Below are 15,401 nucleotides of genomic sequence, written 5' to 3'. Positions count from 1 at the left end.
GGTTTGCAGGGAGGACGCCGATGCCGGTTGTGACCATCGACCTGATCGCGGGCTATGACGCGGACACGCGGGGCCGGCTGGGGCGGGCCGTGACGGATGCGGTCGCCAGCGTCGTGGCCGCACCCCCCGAGGCCATCACCGTGATGCTGACCGAGCACGCCGGCGAGAATTACATGCGTGGCGGCGCGCATCGCCGCCCCGGACCGCCCCGCCCCGACCCGGCGGAGCTGGTCCGCGGCTTCCTCGGTGCGATGGAGGCGCGCGACCTCGACACCGCGCGGGCGATGCTGGCCACCGGATTCCGCATGACCTTTCCCGGCGATGTGCGCATGTCCCGACTCGAGGAGCTGATCGAATGGGCGCGGCCGCGCTACAAGGCCGTGCAGAAGACCTACGAGCGGTTCGACGCCGCCCAGTCCGGCGCCACGGCCATCGTCTACTGCTTCGGCACCTTGTCGGGCACGTGGCTCGACGGCACGGGCTTCTCCGGCATCCGCTTCATCGACCGCTTCGAGATCGAGGCCGGCAAGATTACCCGGCAGGACGTCTGGAACGACATGGGCGAGACGCGGGGCCGGACATGAGCGCCGCCATCGACCCGATCACCCTGGCCGTGCTCGCCGGCCGGATGGAACAGATCGCCGACGAGATGGACGCGACGCTCTTCCGCGCCGCCTTCAATCCCATCATCGCCGAGGCGCATGACGCCAGTCACGGTCTCTACCACGCCGATACCGGCGAGACGCTGGTCCAGGGCAAGAACGGCCTGCCGATCTTCGTCGGCGTCATGGCCTTCGCGGTGAAGGCGGTGATCGACAAGGCCGCCGCGCAGGGCGGCCCGCGGGACGGCGATGTCTGGATCTTCAATGACGCGCATATCGGCGGCACGCATCTCAGCGACATGCGCCTCGTGCGGCCCTATTTCCGCGATGGCGCGCTGTTCTGCTGGCTGGCCTCGGTCGGGCACTGGCACGACGTGGGCGGCGCGGTGCCGGGCAACTACAACCCTTCCGCCACCGAGGTTTTCCAGGAGGCGGTCGTTCTGCCGCCGGTGCGGCTGGTCAAGGGCGGCGAGGTTCAGACCGATGTGCTCGACATCCTGATGCGCAACACGCGCCTGCCGCTTTCGGCCGAGGGCGACCTGAACGGTCAGCTGGGCGCGCTCGATCTCGGCGTCAGGCGGCTCGACGCGCTGCTCGACGAATACGGCGGCGAGACGGTGAGCGCGGCGCTCTCCACGCTGAGCGACCGCGCAGAGACGCTGTTGCGCGAGGAAGTCGCCGGCCTGCCCGACGGACGCTGGGAAGCGCAGGATTTCCTCGACAATGACGGCATCTCCGACGCGGCGCTGCCGATCAACGTGGCGCTGGAGGTGCGGGGCGACCGGCTGAAACTCGACTTCACAGGCACCGCCGGGCAGGCCGCCGGGCCGATCAACATCGCCCGGCCCACGGCGATTGCCTGCGTCTACGTGGCGATCAAGCACATCTTCCCGACCCTTCCCGCCAATGCCGGGGTGATGCGCCCGATCGAGATCGAGATCCCCGAGGACTGCCTGCTCTCCGCCGAGTTCCCGGCCCCGACCGGCGGCTATACCGAGACCATCCTGCGGATGATCGACGTCATCTTCTCGGCCGCGGCGCAGGCCGCCCCCGAGCGGGTCGTCGCCAATGCCTACGGGACAATCAACGCGCTTTCCATCGCCGGGCGGCGGTCGAACGGCGCCCGCTGGGTCATGTTCAGCTTCTACGGCGGCGGGCACGGCGCCTCGAACGAAAGCGACGGGCTCAACCATGGCAACGCCCCGATCTCGATGGCGACGATCCCGCCCGTCGAGATCCTCGAGGCCGCCTACCCGGTCCTGTTCCGGCAATGGGCGCTGCGCCCCGACAGTGCCGGCGCGGGCACCAATCGCGGCGGGCTCGGCGCGGTCTACGAGATCGAGGTGCTCGAGGAAAACGGCGCCGAGGCGTTCTTCTTCGGTGAACGCGGACGCTTTCCGCCCAAGGGGATCGCGGGGGGCGGCGACGCCGCGCTCAACCGGTTCGACTACGAGCAGGCCGACGGCTGGCACCAGCCGCCGCTCGCCTCGAAAATGGTGGGCATCCGGCTGGACCGGGGCCAGCGCGTGCGGCTGCAGACACCGGGCGGCGGCGGCTACGGCCCGGCCGCGGAACGCGATCCGGCGAAGGTGGCCCGCGACGTGCGGCTTGGATACATGACGGCAGACCGGGCGGATCAATGCCACGGCACCGCCTGGCGGGAGATCGGGCAATGACGGCGAAGCGCATGATCGGGGTCGATGTCGGCGGCACCTTCACCGATGTCTTCTCGCTCGACCTGCGCAGCGGGGCGGCTTCGGTGGCCAAGGTGCCGACCTCGCGGCCGGACCAGTCCGCCGGTTTCCTGGACGGCATCCGCCACGAGGCCCCGGACATGGGCGAGATCACCACCGTGGTCCACGGCACCACCGCCGGGACCAACGCGCTCCTGGAACGCAAGGGGGCGCGGACCGGGGTCATTACCACGGCGGGGTTCCGGGACGTGCTCGAGATGCGCCGCCGCAACCGGCCGCGCACCTGGGGCCTGCGGGGCGATTTCACCCCCGTCGTGCCCCGCGACCTGCGCCGCGAGGTGCCCGAGCGCACGCGGGCCGACGGCACGGTCGAGACCCCGGTGGACCTCGACGCCGTGCGCAGCGCCGCCGCGGAGCTGCGCGCCGCCGGCTGCGAGGCCGTGGTGATCCTCTTCGTCAATGCCTTCGCCAACCCGGAAAACGAGGCCGCCGCGGTCACCGCCCTGCGCGCGGCCTGGCACAACGACCACGTCGCCGCCTCGTCCGAGATCCTGCCCGAGATCCGCGAGTTCGAGCGTTTCTCGACCACCGCGTTGAACGGCTACCTTCAGCCCGAGGTGGCCGGCTACCTGGCGCGGCTCGAGACGGCGCTGGTGGACGGCGGTTTCGGCGGCGAATTCATGATCGTGCAGTCGAACGGCGGCGTGATGTCGGTGGATACCGCGCGCCGCCTGCCGGTGCGCACCGCGCTGTCCGGCCCCGCGGCCGGCGTGATCGCCGCCGGCTACATCGCCGAGAGCGCGGGGTTCTCCAACGTCATCACCGGCGACATGGGCGGCACCAGTTTCGACGTGTCGCTGATCGCCAACGGCGAGAGCGTGCTCAGCCCGCAAACCGCCATCGATTTCGGCCTTGTGATCCGGACGCCGATGATCGAGATCGCGACCATCGGCGCCGGGGGCGGCTCCATCGCGTCGGTTGATGCGGGCGGCCTGCTTCAGATCGGGCCGGAAAGCGCCGGGTCCGACCCGGGGCCGGTGGCCTATGGCCGCGGTAACGACCGCCCGACCGTCACCGACGCCAATATCGTCCTGGGTCGGATCGACGCCGCGCGGCCGCTGGGCGACGGGCTCGGGCAGCTGGATGTCGACGCCGCCCGCGCCGCCATCGAGACCCATGTGGGCCAGCCGCTCGGCCTCTCGGCGATGGACGCCGCCGAGGCGATCATCCGCGTCGCCAACTCGCACATGGCCGGGGCGATCCGGCTGGTTTCCATCGAGCGGGGCTTCGACCCGGAACGGTTCGTCTTCATGCCCTTCGGCGGGGGCGGCGCGCTTCATGCCGGCGCGATGATCGAGGAAGTGGGGCTCGGCCGCGCTCTGGTGCCGCGCTATCCCGGCGTGACCTCGGCCATGGGCTGCGTGATCGCCGACATGCGCCAGGACTTCGTGCAGACCATCGGCGCGCTCGCCGCCGAGATCGACACCGCTGCGCTGGCCGCGCAGATGCAGGATCACCTCGACGAGGGGCATCGCGTGCTCGACGCCGCCGGGACCGAGTTCGCCGCCCGCGAGGTGCGCTTCGAGATGGACATGGCCTATCTGGGCCAGACCCACACGGTGGCCGTGCCGCTGGAGGTGACCGTGACCGGGGAGACCGTGGCGCCGCTGACGCCGGACGCGCTGAAGGCCGCCTTCGAGACGACCTATCGCGGCATCTACGGGCGCCTGCTGACCGGCAGCGCCATCCGGGTGCTGAACCTGCGCAGCACCGTGATCGGCAAACGCCCGAAATTCGACCTGTCGAGCCTGGCGCCGGCGGCGGATGCCGCCGTCGACACCGCCGCGCGCGGCACCCGCCCGGTCTATGCCGGCGGCGCCTGGCACGAGGCCGGGGTCTACGACCGGCTCGCCCTGCCGGTGGGCGCCCGGATCGAGGGTCCGGCGGTTCTGGAACAGCCCGACGCCACGATCTTCGTCGAGCCCTGGCTCGCCGCCAGCGTCGACGCCCATGGCAATATCCTGATCGAACGCAAGGAAGGAGCGGCACGATGAGCCATGACGGCCCGATCGACCCGGCCCGCACCGCGGTCCTGACCATCGACCTGCAGAACGATTTCCTCCACCCCGAGGGCGCCTATGGCCGCGCCGGGCAGACCGCGCCGGCCCTGACCGAGCTGCCGGCCCGCGTGGCCCCGGTGATCGAGGCCGTGCGCGCCGGCGGCGGCGCCTTCGTGTCGGCCCAGTTCACGCTGGTGCCGGGGCCGGGCGGCGCGCCGCTGATCGCCCCGCACCTGAAGGCCCTGCGCCCCTTCCTCGGCAAGGGGGACTTCGCGCCCGGCGCCTTCGGCCACGCGCTGGTCGATACGCTGCAGCCGGCGGACTACGCGGTGGAGAAGGTCGCCTACAGCGCCTTCTACCAGACCCGGCTCGAATACATCCTGCGCGCGCTCGACATAGACACGCTAATCGTCGGCGGGATCGTCACCAACGGGGGCGTGGCCACGACGGTGCGCGACGCGCATATGCGGAACTTGCGGACGCTGCTGCTCTCGGACGGGTGCGGCGCGTTCAAGCCCGAGGTCCACGACGCCACGCTGACCGCGCTCGGCTCGGTGACCGAAATCCTCACCTGCGCGGCGGTCTGCGCGCGCCCGGAGCTGGGCTGATGGCGGGCGCCGCGACCCTGCGCCGGCGTCTCGCCGCCCGCGAGATCCTGCTCGCCCCCGGTGTCTATGACGGGCTGACCGCCACCCTGGCCGAGCAGGCCGGCTTCGAGGCGCTGTACCTCTCGGGCGCGGCTGTGGCCTACACGCGGCTCGGGCGGCCGGATATCGGCCTGACCACCATGACCGAGATGACCGACACGCTGGCGCTGATCCGCGACCGCGTGGCGCTGCCGATCATCATCGATGCCGATACCGGCTTCGGAAACGCACTGAACGCCGAGCGCACCATGCGCGCCTACGAACGCGCCGGGGCGAACGCGTTGCAGGTCGAGGACCAGAGCTACCCGAAGCGCTGCGGCCACCTTGCCGACAAGTCGCTGATCCCGGCAGCCGAGATGGCCGGCAAGATCCGCGCCATGGCCGAGGCCCGCGCCAGCGACGAGACGCTGATCATCGCCCGCACCGACGCCATCGCCGTCGAGGGGTTCGAGGCGGCGCTCGACCGCGCCGGCGCCTATCTCGAGGCGGGGGCCGACGCGCTCTTCATCGAGGCGCCGCGCAGCCGCGACCAGCTCGAGGAGATCGCGCGCCACTTCGCCAGCCGGACCGCGCTGATGGCCAACATGGTCGAGGGCGGTCTGACCCCGGTCACCTCGGCCGATGATCTGCAGGCGCTGGGCTTCTCGCTGGTGATCTTCCCGGGCGGGATCGTCCGCGCCCTCGCCCGCACCGCCGAGGATTACTACGCCAGCCTGAAGGCGACCGGCTCCAACCGGGCCTTCGCCGAGAGGATGTTCGACTTCTCGGGGCTGAACGCGCGGATCGGCACGCCGGAAATGCTGGCCCGCGGTCGCAGCTACGACGGCAGCGCGGGGGACTGACGTGACCGTTGCCCCGCCCCCGGCCGAAGGCTTCGAGCTCCGCATCGAGACGCTGATCGTCGGGTCGGGGGCCTGCGGCATGGTGGCGGCGCTGGCCGCCGCGGAAGCCGGGCAGGAGGTGCTGGTCCTTGAACGCGATCCGGTCCCGGCGGGATCCACCGCCCTCTCCGCCGGGCTGATCCCGGCCGCCGGCACCACACAGCAGGCCTTGGCCGGGATCGAGGACCGGCCGGCGCTCTTCGCCGGGGACATCCAGCGCAAGGCCAAGGGCGAAGCGGATCCCGGCCTGGTGGCAGCCCTGACCGGGGCCGCGCCGGAGACCGTCGCCTGGCTGACCGACGGGCTCGGCCTGCCGCTGACCCTGGTGACGGATTTCGATTACCCGGGCCACTCGCGCCGCCGCATGCACGGCCTGCCGGACCGGTCCGGCGCGGCGCTGGTAGACCGGCTGCGCCAGCTTTGCGAGGATCGCGGCATTCCCATCGTCTGCGAGCGGCATGTCCACACGCTCTGCGCCGATGGCGCCCGGGTCGCGGGCGTCGTGGCCCGGCGCCCCGACGGCACCGACGAGGCCATCGGCTGCGGCCGGCTGATCCTGGCGTGCAACGGCTATGGCGGCAACCCGGACCGCGTCGCCCGCGAGATGCCCCGGATCGCGGGGGCGCTTTACTTCGGGCATGCCGGCAACCGGGGCGAGGCGCTCGACTGGGCAGAGGCCCTGGGGCTCGAGACCGCGCATCTCGGCGCCTACCAGGGCCACGGCAATGTCGCGCACCCGCATGGCATCCTGATCACCTGGGCCGTCATCACCGAGGGCGGCGTCCAGATCAACGCCGAGGGCCACCGGTTCTGGGACGAATCGCAGGGCTATTCCGAGGCCGCGCGCGCCGTCCTGGCCCAGCCCGGCGGAACCGCGGTGACCGTCTTCGACGACCGCATCGCCGGCATCGCCGCGCAATTCGCCGATTTCCGCGCAGCCGAGGCGCAGGGCGCGATCCGGCGTGCCGGCACGCCCGAAGCCCTGGCCGAAGCCTTCGGACTGCCGCCCTCGGCGGTGGCCGAGACGCTCGCCGCCGCCGAGGCCGCGCGCGTCGCCGGGACGCCGGATGCCTACGGGCGCCGCTTCACCGGGGACGACCCGCTGGCGCCCCCCTATTGCGGCGTGCGGGTGACAGGCGCGCTGTTCCACACCCAGGGCGGCATCGCCATCGATCCGCAGGGCCGCGTACGGCGTCGCACGGGCGGCGTGATGCCCAACCTCTTCGCCGCCGGCGGCGCGGCGGTCGGCGTCTCGGGCAGCGGGGATTTCGGCTATCTGTCGGGCAACGGCCTGCTGTCGGCGGTGGTCATGGGCCATATCGCCGGCCGCGCGACGACGGAATAGCCCCGCGGACAGGGCGGTCGGCGGATCATTCCCGCGACCCCCCGGAACGCCCGGATCGGGAAAATCGCCACGCGAGTTGCCCTTGCCGCCCACGGAACGGTTTGTCCCGGGAACACTGCCTCGTTAAGCTATGCCGTCGAGAGCCGCCAGGCGTCCCGAACGGGACCCGTGTCCGTGGAAGAATATGGCCATAAAGCTCGAAATGATGCGCTGCTTTCAAGCGGTTTCCGAACGCGGCAACCTGGCCGACGCGGCACAGGCCCTGGGCCGGACGCCGTCCGCGGTGTCGATGATGCTTTCGCAGCTCGAGGACGAAGTGGGCGGCCCGCTGTTCGAGGCGCCCCGCAAGTCGCGGCTGACGCCCCTTGGCCGGATGATCCTGGCGGAAACCCGCGACGCGCTGCAACATTTCGACCGGCGCGTCCGGGCGATCGAGGGCATGGCCCGCGCCGATGCAGGATTCGTCCGGCTGGCCGTGACGCCGTCGGTCGCGGCGGCGGTCATGCCGGCCATCGTCGAGGAATTCTGCCGCGCCCATCCCGCCGTGCAGGTCGAGATGCGCGACATGGATTCGGTCTCCGTCGTCCGCGCGCTGCAGGCCGAGCGTGCCGATATCGGCGTGGCGACGGCCGACCCGTCCGCGACCGAGATCACCCGCCAGCCGCTGTTCACCGATGCCTTCGGCGTCGTCTGTCCCAAGGATCATCCCCTTGCCGCACAGGATCGCTGCGGCTGGCGCGACCTGCGCGACGAGACCTTCATCTCGAACGGACTCTGCAACCTGATCCATGACGAGGACTTCGCCCCCATCCGGGACGGGGCGCGGCTCAACGTCCCGAACACCACCTCGCTGCTGGCCCTGGTGCGGGCAGGCGTGGGCGTGACGGTGCTGCCAAGGCTGGCCGTTCTGCCGGGCGACACGGGGGTCGCCTTCGTGCCGCTCGAAGGCGACGAACTCCGCCGCGAGATCCACCTGCTTACCCCGCCGCACCGCAACCTGCCTCCGGCGGCCCGCGCCTTCTGCGAGGCCATCCGCAAGGCCCGCTTCAGCGCGCCGGTTCAGCCCGATTGAAGAATATTTCAGAACTTCGCTTTTGCGGTCCCGAGACCCGCCCGGCCAGAGTTGCAGCAGGTTTGCAAGACAGGAGGACGGGCGCGCCAATGGCTGAGATCGGCAGGAATTACATCGCGGGCGAATGGAGCGCGGGAGAGGCGACCGTCGAGAACCGCAGCCCCTCCGACCTGTCCGATCTCATCGGTCATTACGCACAGGCGGCCCCGGACGATCTCGACCGCGCGCTCGAGGCCGCGCACCGCGCGCAGGCCATCTGGGCGAGAACCGGGCTCGAGGCCCGGCAGGCGGTCTTGCAGAAGGTCGGCGAAACCCTCATCGCACGCGCCGACGCGCTGGGTGAACTGCTGTCGCGCGAGGAAGGCAAGCCCTTCGCGGAGGGCCGCGGCGAGGTGTACCGGGCCGGCCAGTTCTTCACCTATTACGCCGCCGAGGTCCTGCGCCAGATCGGCGGCAACGCCGACAGCGTGCGCCCCGGCATCGAGGTCGACATCCGCCGCGAACCGGTGGGCGTCGTGGGCATCATCAGCCCGTGGAATTTCCCGCTTGCGACGGCGGTCTGGAAGATCGCGCCGGCGCTCGCCTTCGGCAACGCCGTGATCTGGAAACCCGCGAACCTCGTGCCCGCATCGGCGGTCGCACTGGCCGAGATCATGGCCGAACAGGATATCCCCGCCGGGCTTTTCAACCTGGTCATGGGCCCCGGCGGCGACATCGGGCGGCAGCTTGCGGAAAGCCCCGGGATCGACGCGCTGTCTTTCACCGGCTCCGTGCCGGTGGGCAAGGCCATCGGCGCGGCGGCGATGGGGAACCTCACCCGGGTCCAGATGGAGATGGGGTCCAAGAACGCGCTGGCCGTCATGGACGACGCCGACCTCGACCTGGCCGTGCAGCTGGCGCTTGGCGGGGCGTTCGGCGGCACGGGACAGAAATGCACCGCCTCGTCGCGGCTCGTGGTGCACGCGGCGGTCCACGACGCCTTCGTCGACAAGCTGGTGGCGGGTGCACGCGCCCTCAAGGTCGGCCATGCGCTCGCCGAGGGGACGCAGATGGGCCCGGTCGTCAGTGCCGGGCAACTGGCAGAAAACCTGCGCTGGATCGAGACCGGCAAGGCCGAGGGCGCGGAACTCGCCTGCGGCGGCGACCGGCTGACCATGGAGACGGACGGCCATTACATGAGCCCCGCCGTCTTTACCGGCACGACCAACGCCATGGAGATCAACCGCGAGGAAATGTTCGCGCCGATCGCCGCCGTCATGAAGGTCGCGGATTACGAAGAGGCCCTGTCGGTGGTGAATGACACGCGCTTCGGACTGACCTCGGGCATCGTCACACGCTCCCTCGCCCGCGCCGCGCATTTCCGCCGCAACGCGCGAACTGGCTGCGTGATGGTCAACCTGCCCACGGCCGGCACCGACTACCACGTGCCCTTCGGCGGCCGGGGCGAAAGCTCTTACGGGCCGCGCGAGCAGGGCCGCTACGCCGTGGAATTCTACACGGCGGTCAAGACTTGCTACACATTGGCCGGCGCCCCAGAGTAAACGCATGAGCTACCGTATCGACTGCCTCCAATACGCCAACTGGTCGGAAGAGATCTTCCGCCAGATGCGCGCGGGCGGCCTGGATGCCGTGCATGTCACCATCGCCTATCACGAGACGTTCCGAGAGACGGTCCTGAACGTCGAACGTTGGAACCGCTGGTTCGAGGATCACCCCGACCTGATCTTCCAGGGCTTCACCGCCGAGGATGTTCGCCGCGCCCGGGCGGAAGGCCGCACCGCGATCTTCTTCGGCGCACAGAACCCGAGCCCGATCGAGGACGATATCGGCCTGATCGAGGTCTGGCACCGGCTGGGCCTGCGCTTCATGCAGCTGAGCTACAACAACCAGTCGCTGCTGGCGACCGGGTGCTACGAAGCCGAGGATCCCGGGCTCACCCGCATGGGCCGCGAGGTCATCCGCGAGATGAACCGCGTCGGGCTGGTCGTGGACATGAGCCACTCCGCCGACCGGTCCACCATCGAGGCGGCCGAGATGTCGACCCGGCCAATCGCCGTCACCCACGCCAATCCCCATTCCTGGCACCCGGCGCTGCGCAACAAGCGCGACCCGGTGATCCGCGCGGTCACGGGCACCGGCGGCATGATGGGCTTCTCGCTCTATCCCCATCACCTGAAGGACGGCAGCGGCTGCTCGCTGCGCGCCTTCTGCGAGATGGTCGCGCGCATGGTAGAGAGCTACGGGATCGATCATTTCGGGATCGGCTCGGATCTCTGCCAGGGCCAGCCGGACAGCGTCGTCGACTGGATGCGCCGGGGACGCTGGACCAAGGGCGTCGACTACGGCGAGGGCAGCGCCGGCGCACCTGGATTTCCGGCGCAGCCGGACTGGTTCCGCGACAACCGTGATTTTCCGCGGCTGGCCGAGGGGCTCGCCGCGACCGGCCTCGACGGCGGCGAAATCGATGCGCTGCTGGGGGGCAACTGGCTGCGGTTCTTCGCGGAAAGCTTCGGCCCCGCCGCAGACCGCCGGGAGGCCCGCGCCGCGGAATAGGAGAGGGAACATGGACGCTCGCGCCGAGACAGACGCCGCCATCGCCTGCCGCCCTCCGGGAACGGTGATGCGTCTGTCGCGGCTGGGATCCTTCCACCAGACCCGGCTGTCCTTCATGCGGGTGCTTCTGCGCCGGCTGCGGCGCGAGAACTGGCGCTTCGAGCGGCCGGTCTTTTCCATCGACGCGCGCGGCGTGGGCGAAGCCGTCTACACCATGCGGGGCCCGGACCGCGCCTACAGCCTGGTGGCCTTCGCCCACGACCTGCCCCCCGACCAGCGAAGCGACCGCGTCATCGCCACGGCCTGGGACGCGACCTTCACCCTTTTCGATGGCGTGCCCGACGCCGGCGACATCGCACGCCTGCGCGAGAACGTGCCGCGCCAGGAGGCGGGCCGCGTCAGCGACCGCGAATTGTCCGTCTCGCGCGCGAACCGCTCGGTGCGGCTCTTCGAGCACGTGGTCGACGCGCTGGCCGCCGGCCGGCAACCGGACCCGGCCCGGGTCGACGAGGTCGGCTACCTGATGCGCACGACAGCCGTCTACGGCTCGGGCAAGCTGGGGGCCGCGGACCGCGAGGCCATCGAGACCCGTCCGGAATTCATGCCACCCTTCCAGGCCGAGATGCTTTCGGTCTGGCTGACGCGCGCCTTCGTGATGGACCTGGTCGAGGAAATGGCACGGCATCGCGCGCCCGGAACAGCCGTGGCGCTGGACCCGGATCTTCGCCGCCGCTTCGGCATCGGGAACTCCACCGGGCTGGGCATGGCACCCTTCCTGATCAGCCACCCGATCCTGCTGAACAACTGGATCCATGCCCGCGAAGAGGCGCTCGCGCGGGTCCGTCGCTTGCCCGACGCCGGCGCCGATACCGTGCGGATCTTCCACCGGATGCGCGCCCGCGCCGAGCGCTGCGTCGCGCTCTGGCGGTCCGAGCACCCGGTGCAGCGCCAGCGCCTGACGGCACTGGCGGCCGACCTCGACGCGCTCAGGGCGTATGTCTCGGCGGCCGGCCTTTCCGGCCCGCTGCCCTGGGACCGGCTCTGGCGCTGGGGCGAGGCGGAACTGACCGAGGAAGGCCAGGAGATGCTGGTCTCCCTCCTGCTCGAGCCCCATGGCGCGCTGGTGGACGGGCTGGCCTGCTGCATGAGCGCCGAGGAGGTGGAAGGCTTCGTCATCGATGGCGCCATGACCGTGGGCCGGCTGCGCGCCATCCTCGAAGAGATCTATGGTTGGGCGCTGGAAATCGACTGGACCGCACCAGAGACGCAGGCGCGCGCCTGGTACGTGTCGGCCGCCAAGCTGGAACCGCGTCTCGGCGAACGCTGGGAAGAGGATCTCGGACCCTACGAACAGCCGCTCGCGCCGGGGCGGGACGCCGCGCGGCTCTACCATGCACTGGCCGACGAGGCACCGGGCGGACCGGTGGCCGGGTTCCTGCTGCGCCATCCCGACCACCGCCACAGCGTCCGCCGCGCGCAGATCGCCGCGCGCCATCCCTATTCAGAGATCCGCGACAACACCATCGGCGCCGACCTGACGCCCATCGACATGCTGCGCGCCAAGCTCTCTTTTTTCGGGGCGGGCCATTTCGACCCGCGCTCGGATCGCTGGGTGCGGATCAACATGTACCGCGGCGCACCCTTCCCGCATGAATTGCATGCTCAGCCCGAAGACGACTGGTCCTGGCCGCGCGCCGGGGGCGACGCGTGAAGCTGCTCTCGCTCGGCGAGACGGAGGCGCTGGTCCGCAAGGCGGCACGCGGCGCGGGGCGCAGTTGGGGCATGGCCGAGGAAGCCGGCCGTACGGCCCGCTGGCTCGAGGCATACGGCCTGCCCGGCGCGATGCTTTCGGCGGCCCTGCTGGAAAAGACCGACGGCGCGGCGGCGGCACCGCTCGCGCCGCAGCCCGACGCCGCTGGCGTCTGGCGCCCCGGTGGCGCGGTGCTGTGCCCGCTCGCCGCGGGCACCGCCCTCTCCGATGCGGCGCGGGCGCTGCCCGAAGACCTGCGGCTCGGACCGGTGCTCTGCCCGCTGCTGATCCTGCCGCACCTGGCCGCCGCTGCCTTGCAGACGGGGCGATCGCATGCCCTCTGCTGGGGTGATACCCGGCTCACGCTCACGGCGCTGGGCGCGCTTCTTCCGCCCGAAGGCGCGTGGCCGGACCAGGATCGTGTCGCCTGCGTCACCTGCCGGCGAGACGTGCGCGCCGACGCCGCGCCACTGGCCCGGCGTCACCGGGCCGCGGCCGCGCAGGACACGATCCGGCGCCTGGAACGGCTGGCGGAACGCACCTATGCCCCCGAGACGGCAGATCGGCGCCTGTCGGGCGCCGGTGCCGGGCTCACCGACAACGACTGACGAGAGGATCGCGACCATGGCCGAAACAGAGACCCTGACGCTGGACGAGATCGAGGCGCTGGCCTTCGACGCGCTGATCCGCGCCGGCGCGACCGAGGCGAACGCACGGCCCCTGGCACGGGCCACCGCCGACACGGAGGCGGACGGCGTGGCCAGCCACGGCCTGGCCTATATCCCGATCTACTGCGAGCATCTCGCCTGCGGCAAGGTCGACGGCAGCGCCGTGCCAAGGATCACCCGCCCGCGCCCCGGCCTGGTGGTGGCGGATGCCGGCACCGGCTTTGCGCATGGCGCCATTGCCGCCGGGTTCGAGGCGCTCATCCCGGCCGCCCGCGAGCAGGGCATCGCCGCGCTGGCGGTGCGCGAGTCCTACAATTGCGGCGTGCTCGGCGTGCATACGCGCGCCCTGGCCGAGGCCGGTCTGCTTGCGATCGGCTTCACCAACGCGCCGGCCTCGATCGCGCCCTCGGGTGGCAAGCGCCCGGCGGTCGGAACCAACCCGATCTCGCTGGCAGCGCCGGACGGCGAAGGCGGCACGGCGCTGCTGATCGACCAGAGCGCCAGCACCATCGCCAAGTCCGAGATCATGAAACACGCCCGCGAGGGTCTCCCCATCCCCGAAGGCTGGGCGCTCGGCCCGGATGGCCAGCCGACGACCGACCCCGAGATCGCGCTCAAGGGATCGATGGCGCCGTCGGGGGGCTACAAGGGGGTCGGGCTGGCGCTGATGGTCGAGACGATGGCCGCCGCCATGGCCGGCGCGACGCTCGGCATGGATGCGAGCCCTTTTTCCGGCACGAAGGGCGGGCCGCCGCGTACCGGCCAGTTCTTCATCGCCATCGACCCGGCCGCAAGCTCGGGCGGTGCCTATGCGGAGAGGATCGGCCGCCTGGTCACCGAGATCCGCGACGAGCCCGGCGCCCGCCTGCCCGGCGACGGACGCCGCGCCATGCGGCGCAGGGGGGCGCGCGACGGCGTAGCCGTCAGCCGCGCGACGCTGGACAGAATCCGCGCGATCTGATCGCGCCGGGGTGCCGGTCAGACTGCGGCGCTCGCGCGCTCGGTCCCGGCCCGCGCCGGCACCAGCGCACGGACGAGATCGGTCATCTCCAGCACGCCCACCTGTTCGCCCTCGCGCATCACGCGGTAGGCATGCGACGTGTCGCCGCCAGACTGCTCGATCACCGACTCGAGCGTCGCGTCGTGGTCCACCGCGCCGGCCGTGCCGGGCGGCACGGTGGTGTCCGGCCGCATGATCGAGCGCACCCGCAGCACCCGGGCGCGGTTGATGTCGCTGACGAAATCCTCGATGTAAGGCGCGCCCGGATGCAGCAGGATCTCCTGCGGCTCGTCCTGCTGGATCACCTCACCGTCCTTCAGGATCACCAGGTGATCGGCCAGTTTCAGCGCCTCGTCGAGATCATGGGTGATGAAGATGATGGTCTTGTGCAGCTCCGCCTGCAGTTCCAGCAGCAGGTCCTGCATGTCCGTGCGGATCAGCGGGTCGAGCGCCGAGAACGCCTCGTCCATCAGCATGATCTCGGAATTCGAGGTCAGCGCGCGGGCGATGCCGACCCGTTGCTGCATACCGCCCGACAGCTCGTGCGGATAATACCCGCCATACCCGTCGAGACCGACCCTGGCGAGCCACTTCTCGGCCTCCGCCAAATACTCCGGCCGCGGCACACCCCGCACGGCCAGCGCCATGCCGGCGTTTTCCAGCACCGTGCGATGCGGCAGCAGGGCAAATTTCTGGAACACCATGGACATGCGTTCCTGGCGGAGCCGGCGCAGGGCGTCCGGGCCATAGCCGGTGATATCCTCGCCATCCACGGTGATCTCCCCGGCCGTGGGTTCGATCAGCCGGTTGAGATGCCGGATCAGCGTCGACTTGCCGGACCCCGACAGGCCCATGATGACGGTGATCTCGCCGTCGCGCATGTCGACATTGATATCGTTCAGCCCCAGCACATGGCGGTGCTTTTCCAGGAGTTCGGTCTTGCCGAGCCCGTTCCGCACATGGGGCAGAACGGCCTGCGGCGTGGGGCCGAAAAGCTTGTAGAGATTGCGGACACGAACCTTGATGCCGTCTTCCATGACCGCCCCCTAGTGTTTCTGTGCCGCGTTGATGCGGGCGAGCGCGGCCTTGGTGACGCGGTCGAGGATGACGGCGAGCAGCACGATGCCGA

Annotated in this window: 13 protein-coding genes; 12 read left to right on the top strand and 1 reads right to left on the bottom strand. The window is 70.7% G+C overall.

From position 1 onward, the window contains the following. Positions 1-20 precede the first annotated feature (20 nt). From ACQ5SP_RS14965 to ACQ5SP_RS14910, 12 genes are all read left to right on the top strand, one after another. Complete coding sequence (locus ACQ5SP_RS14965) at positions 21-584, top strand: tautomerase family protein (RefSeq protein ID WP_430939206.1); 564 nt, start codon at positions 21-23, stop codon at positions 582-584. Then, complete coding sequence (locus ACQ5SP_RS14960; RefSeq protein WP_430939205.1) at positions 581-2,278, top strand: hydantoinase B/oxoprolinase family protein; 1,698 nt, start codon at positions 581-583, stop codon at positions 2,276-2,278. The genes ACQ5SP_RS14965 and ACQ5SP_RS14960 overlap by 4 nt, the downstream gene beginning before the upstream one ends. Further along, entirely contained in the window at positions 2,275-4,350 is a 2,076-nt protein-coding gene (locus ACQ5SP_RS14955) for a hydantoinase/oxoprolinase family protein (protein WP_430939204.1), read from the top strand. Before ACQ5SP_RS14960 ends, ACQ5SP_RS14955 begins: the two co-directional genes overlap by 4 nt. Then, positions 4,347-4,964, top strand: coding sequence for a cysteine hydrolase family protein (locus ACQ5SP_RS14950; protein WP_430939203.1), 618 nt, complete (start codon positions 4,347-4,349; stop codon positions 4,962-4,964). Before ACQ5SP_RS14955 ends, ACQ5SP_RS14950 begins: the two co-directional genes overlap by 4 nt. Then, complete coding sequence (locus ACQ5SP_RS14945; RefSeq protein ID WP_430939202.1) at positions 4,964-5,845, top strand: isocitrate lyase/PEP mutase family protein; 882 nt, start codon at positions 4,964-4,966, stop codon at positions 5,843-5,845. The genes ACQ5SP_RS14950 and ACQ5SP_RS14945 overlap by 1 nt, the downstream gene beginning before the upstream one ends. A 1-nt stretch (position 5,846) precedes the next feature. Continuing rightward, positions 5,847-7,229, top strand: a complete 1,383-nt coding sequence (locus ACQ5SP_RS14940) for an FAD-dependent oxidoreductase (RefSeq protein ID WP_430939201.1) — start codon at positions 5,847-5,849, stop codon at positions 7,227-7,229. A gap of 205 nt (positions 7,230-7,434) precedes the next feature. Beyond that, positions 7,435-8,301: a LysR family transcriptional regulator gene (locus ACQ5SP_RS14935; protein WP_430939200.1), complete on the top strand. Its 867-nt coding sequence runs from the start codon at positions 7,435-7,437 to the stop codon at positions 8,299-8,301. Between the two features lie 89 nt (positions 8,302-8,390). Next, entirely contained in the window at positions 8,391-9,842 is a 1,452-nt protein-coding gene (locus tag ACQ5SP_RS14930) for an aldehyde dehydrogenase family protein (RefSeq protein ID WP_430939199.1), read from the top strand. 4 nt (positions 9,843-9,846) lie between these two features. Then, positions 9,847-10,854: a membrane dipeptidase gene (locus tag ACQ5SP_RS14925; RefSeq protein WP_430939198.1), complete on the top strand. Its 1,008-nt coding sequence runs from the start codon at positions 9,847-9,849 to the stop codon at positions 10,852-10,854. A gap of 10 nt (positions 10,855-10,864) precedes the next feature. Continuing rightward, positions 10,865-12,565: a hypothetical protein gene (locus tag ACQ5SP_RS14920; RefSeq protein ID WP_430939197.1), complete on the top strand. Its 1,701-nt coding sequence runs from the start codon at positions 10,865-10,867 to the stop codon at positions 12,563-12,565. Then, the gene (locus tag ACQ5SP_RS14915; protein WP_430939196.1) at positions 12,562-13,212 is read left to right on the top strand and encodes a DUF3726 domain-containing protein; all 651 of its coding nucleotides are present in this window, start codon (positions 12,562-12,564) and stop codon (positions 13,210-13,212) included. The genes ACQ5SP_RS14920 and ACQ5SP_RS14915 overlap by 4 nt, the downstream gene beginning before the upstream one ends. 16 nt (positions 13,213-13,228) lie before the next feature. Further along, positions 13,229-14,233, top strand: a complete 1,005-nt coding sequence (locus ACQ5SP_RS14910) for an Ldh family oxidoreductase (protein WP_430939195.1) — start codon at positions 13,229-13,231, stop codon at positions 14,231-14,233. A 17-nt stretch (positions 14,234-14,250) separates the two neighbouring features. On the opposite strand, the gene ACQ5SP_RS14905 is transcribed toward ACQ5SP_RS14910, so the two are convergent. Further along, complete coding sequence (locus ACQ5SP_RS14905) at positions 14,251-15,309, bottom strand: quaternary amine ABC transporter ATP-binding protein (RefSeq protein WP_430939194.1); 1,059 nt, start codon at positions 15,307-15,309, stop codon at positions 14,251-14,253. Positions 15,310-15,401: the final 92 nt, after the last annotated feature.

This window comes from Rhodovulum sp. YNF3179 (assembly GCF_050586465.1).
Taxonomy (GTDB): Bacteria; Pseudomonadota; Alphaproteobacteria; order Rhodobacterales; family Rhodobacteraceae; genus CAJXYS01.
This window is presented reverse-complemented; position numbering and strand designations above follow the sequence as displayed.

Excerpts from the sequence above, each read along its gene's own strand:
- ACQ5SP_RS14965 (WP_430939206.1), top strand. The coding sequence starts at position 21 with ATGCCGGTTGTGACCATCGACCTGATCGCGGGCTATGACGCGGACACG.
- ACQ5SP_RS14960 (WP_430939205.1), top strand. The coding sequence starts at position 581 with ATGAGCGCCGCCATCGACCCGATCACCCTGGCCGTGCTCGCCGGCCGG.
- ACQ5SP_RS14955 (WP_430939204.1), top strand. The coding sequence starts at position 2,275 with ATGACGGCGAAGCGCATGATCGGGGTCGATGTCGGCGGCACCTTCACC.
- ACQ5SP_RS14950 (WP_430939203.1), top strand. The coding sequence starts at position 4,347 with ATGAGCCATGACGGCCCGATCGACCCGGCCCGCACCGCGGTCCTGACC.
- ACQ5SP_RS14945 (WP_430939202.1), top strand. The coding sequence starts at position 4,964 with ATGGCGGGCGCCGCGACCCTGCGCCGGCGTCTCGCCGCCCGCGAGATC.
- ACQ5SP_RS14935 (WP_430939200.1), top strand. The coding sequence starts at position 7,435 with ATGCGCTGCTTTCAAGCGGTTTCCGAACGCGGCAACCTGGCCGACGCG.
- ACQ5SP_RS14930 (WP_430939199.1), top strand. The coding sequence starts at position 8,391 with ATGGCTGAGATCGGCAGGAATTACATCGCGGGCGAATGGAGCGCGGGA.
- ACQ5SP_RS14925 (WP_430939198.1), top strand. The coding sequence starts at position 9,847 with ATGAGCTACCGTATCGACTGCCTCCAATACGCCAACTGGTCGGAAGAG.
- ACQ5SP_RS14920 (WP_430939197.1), top strand. The coding sequence starts at position 10,865 with ATGGACGCTCGCGCCGAGACAGACGCCGCCATCGCCTGCCGCCCTCCG.
- ACQ5SP_RS14910 (WP_430939195.1), top strand. The coding sequence starts at position 13,229 with ATGGCCGAAACAGAGACCCTGACGCTGGACGAGATCGAGGCGCTGGCC.
- ACQ5SP_RS14905 (WP_430939194.1), bottom strand. The coding sequence starts at position 15,309 with ATGGAAGACGGCATCAAGGTTCGTGTCCGCAATCTCTACAAGCTTTTC.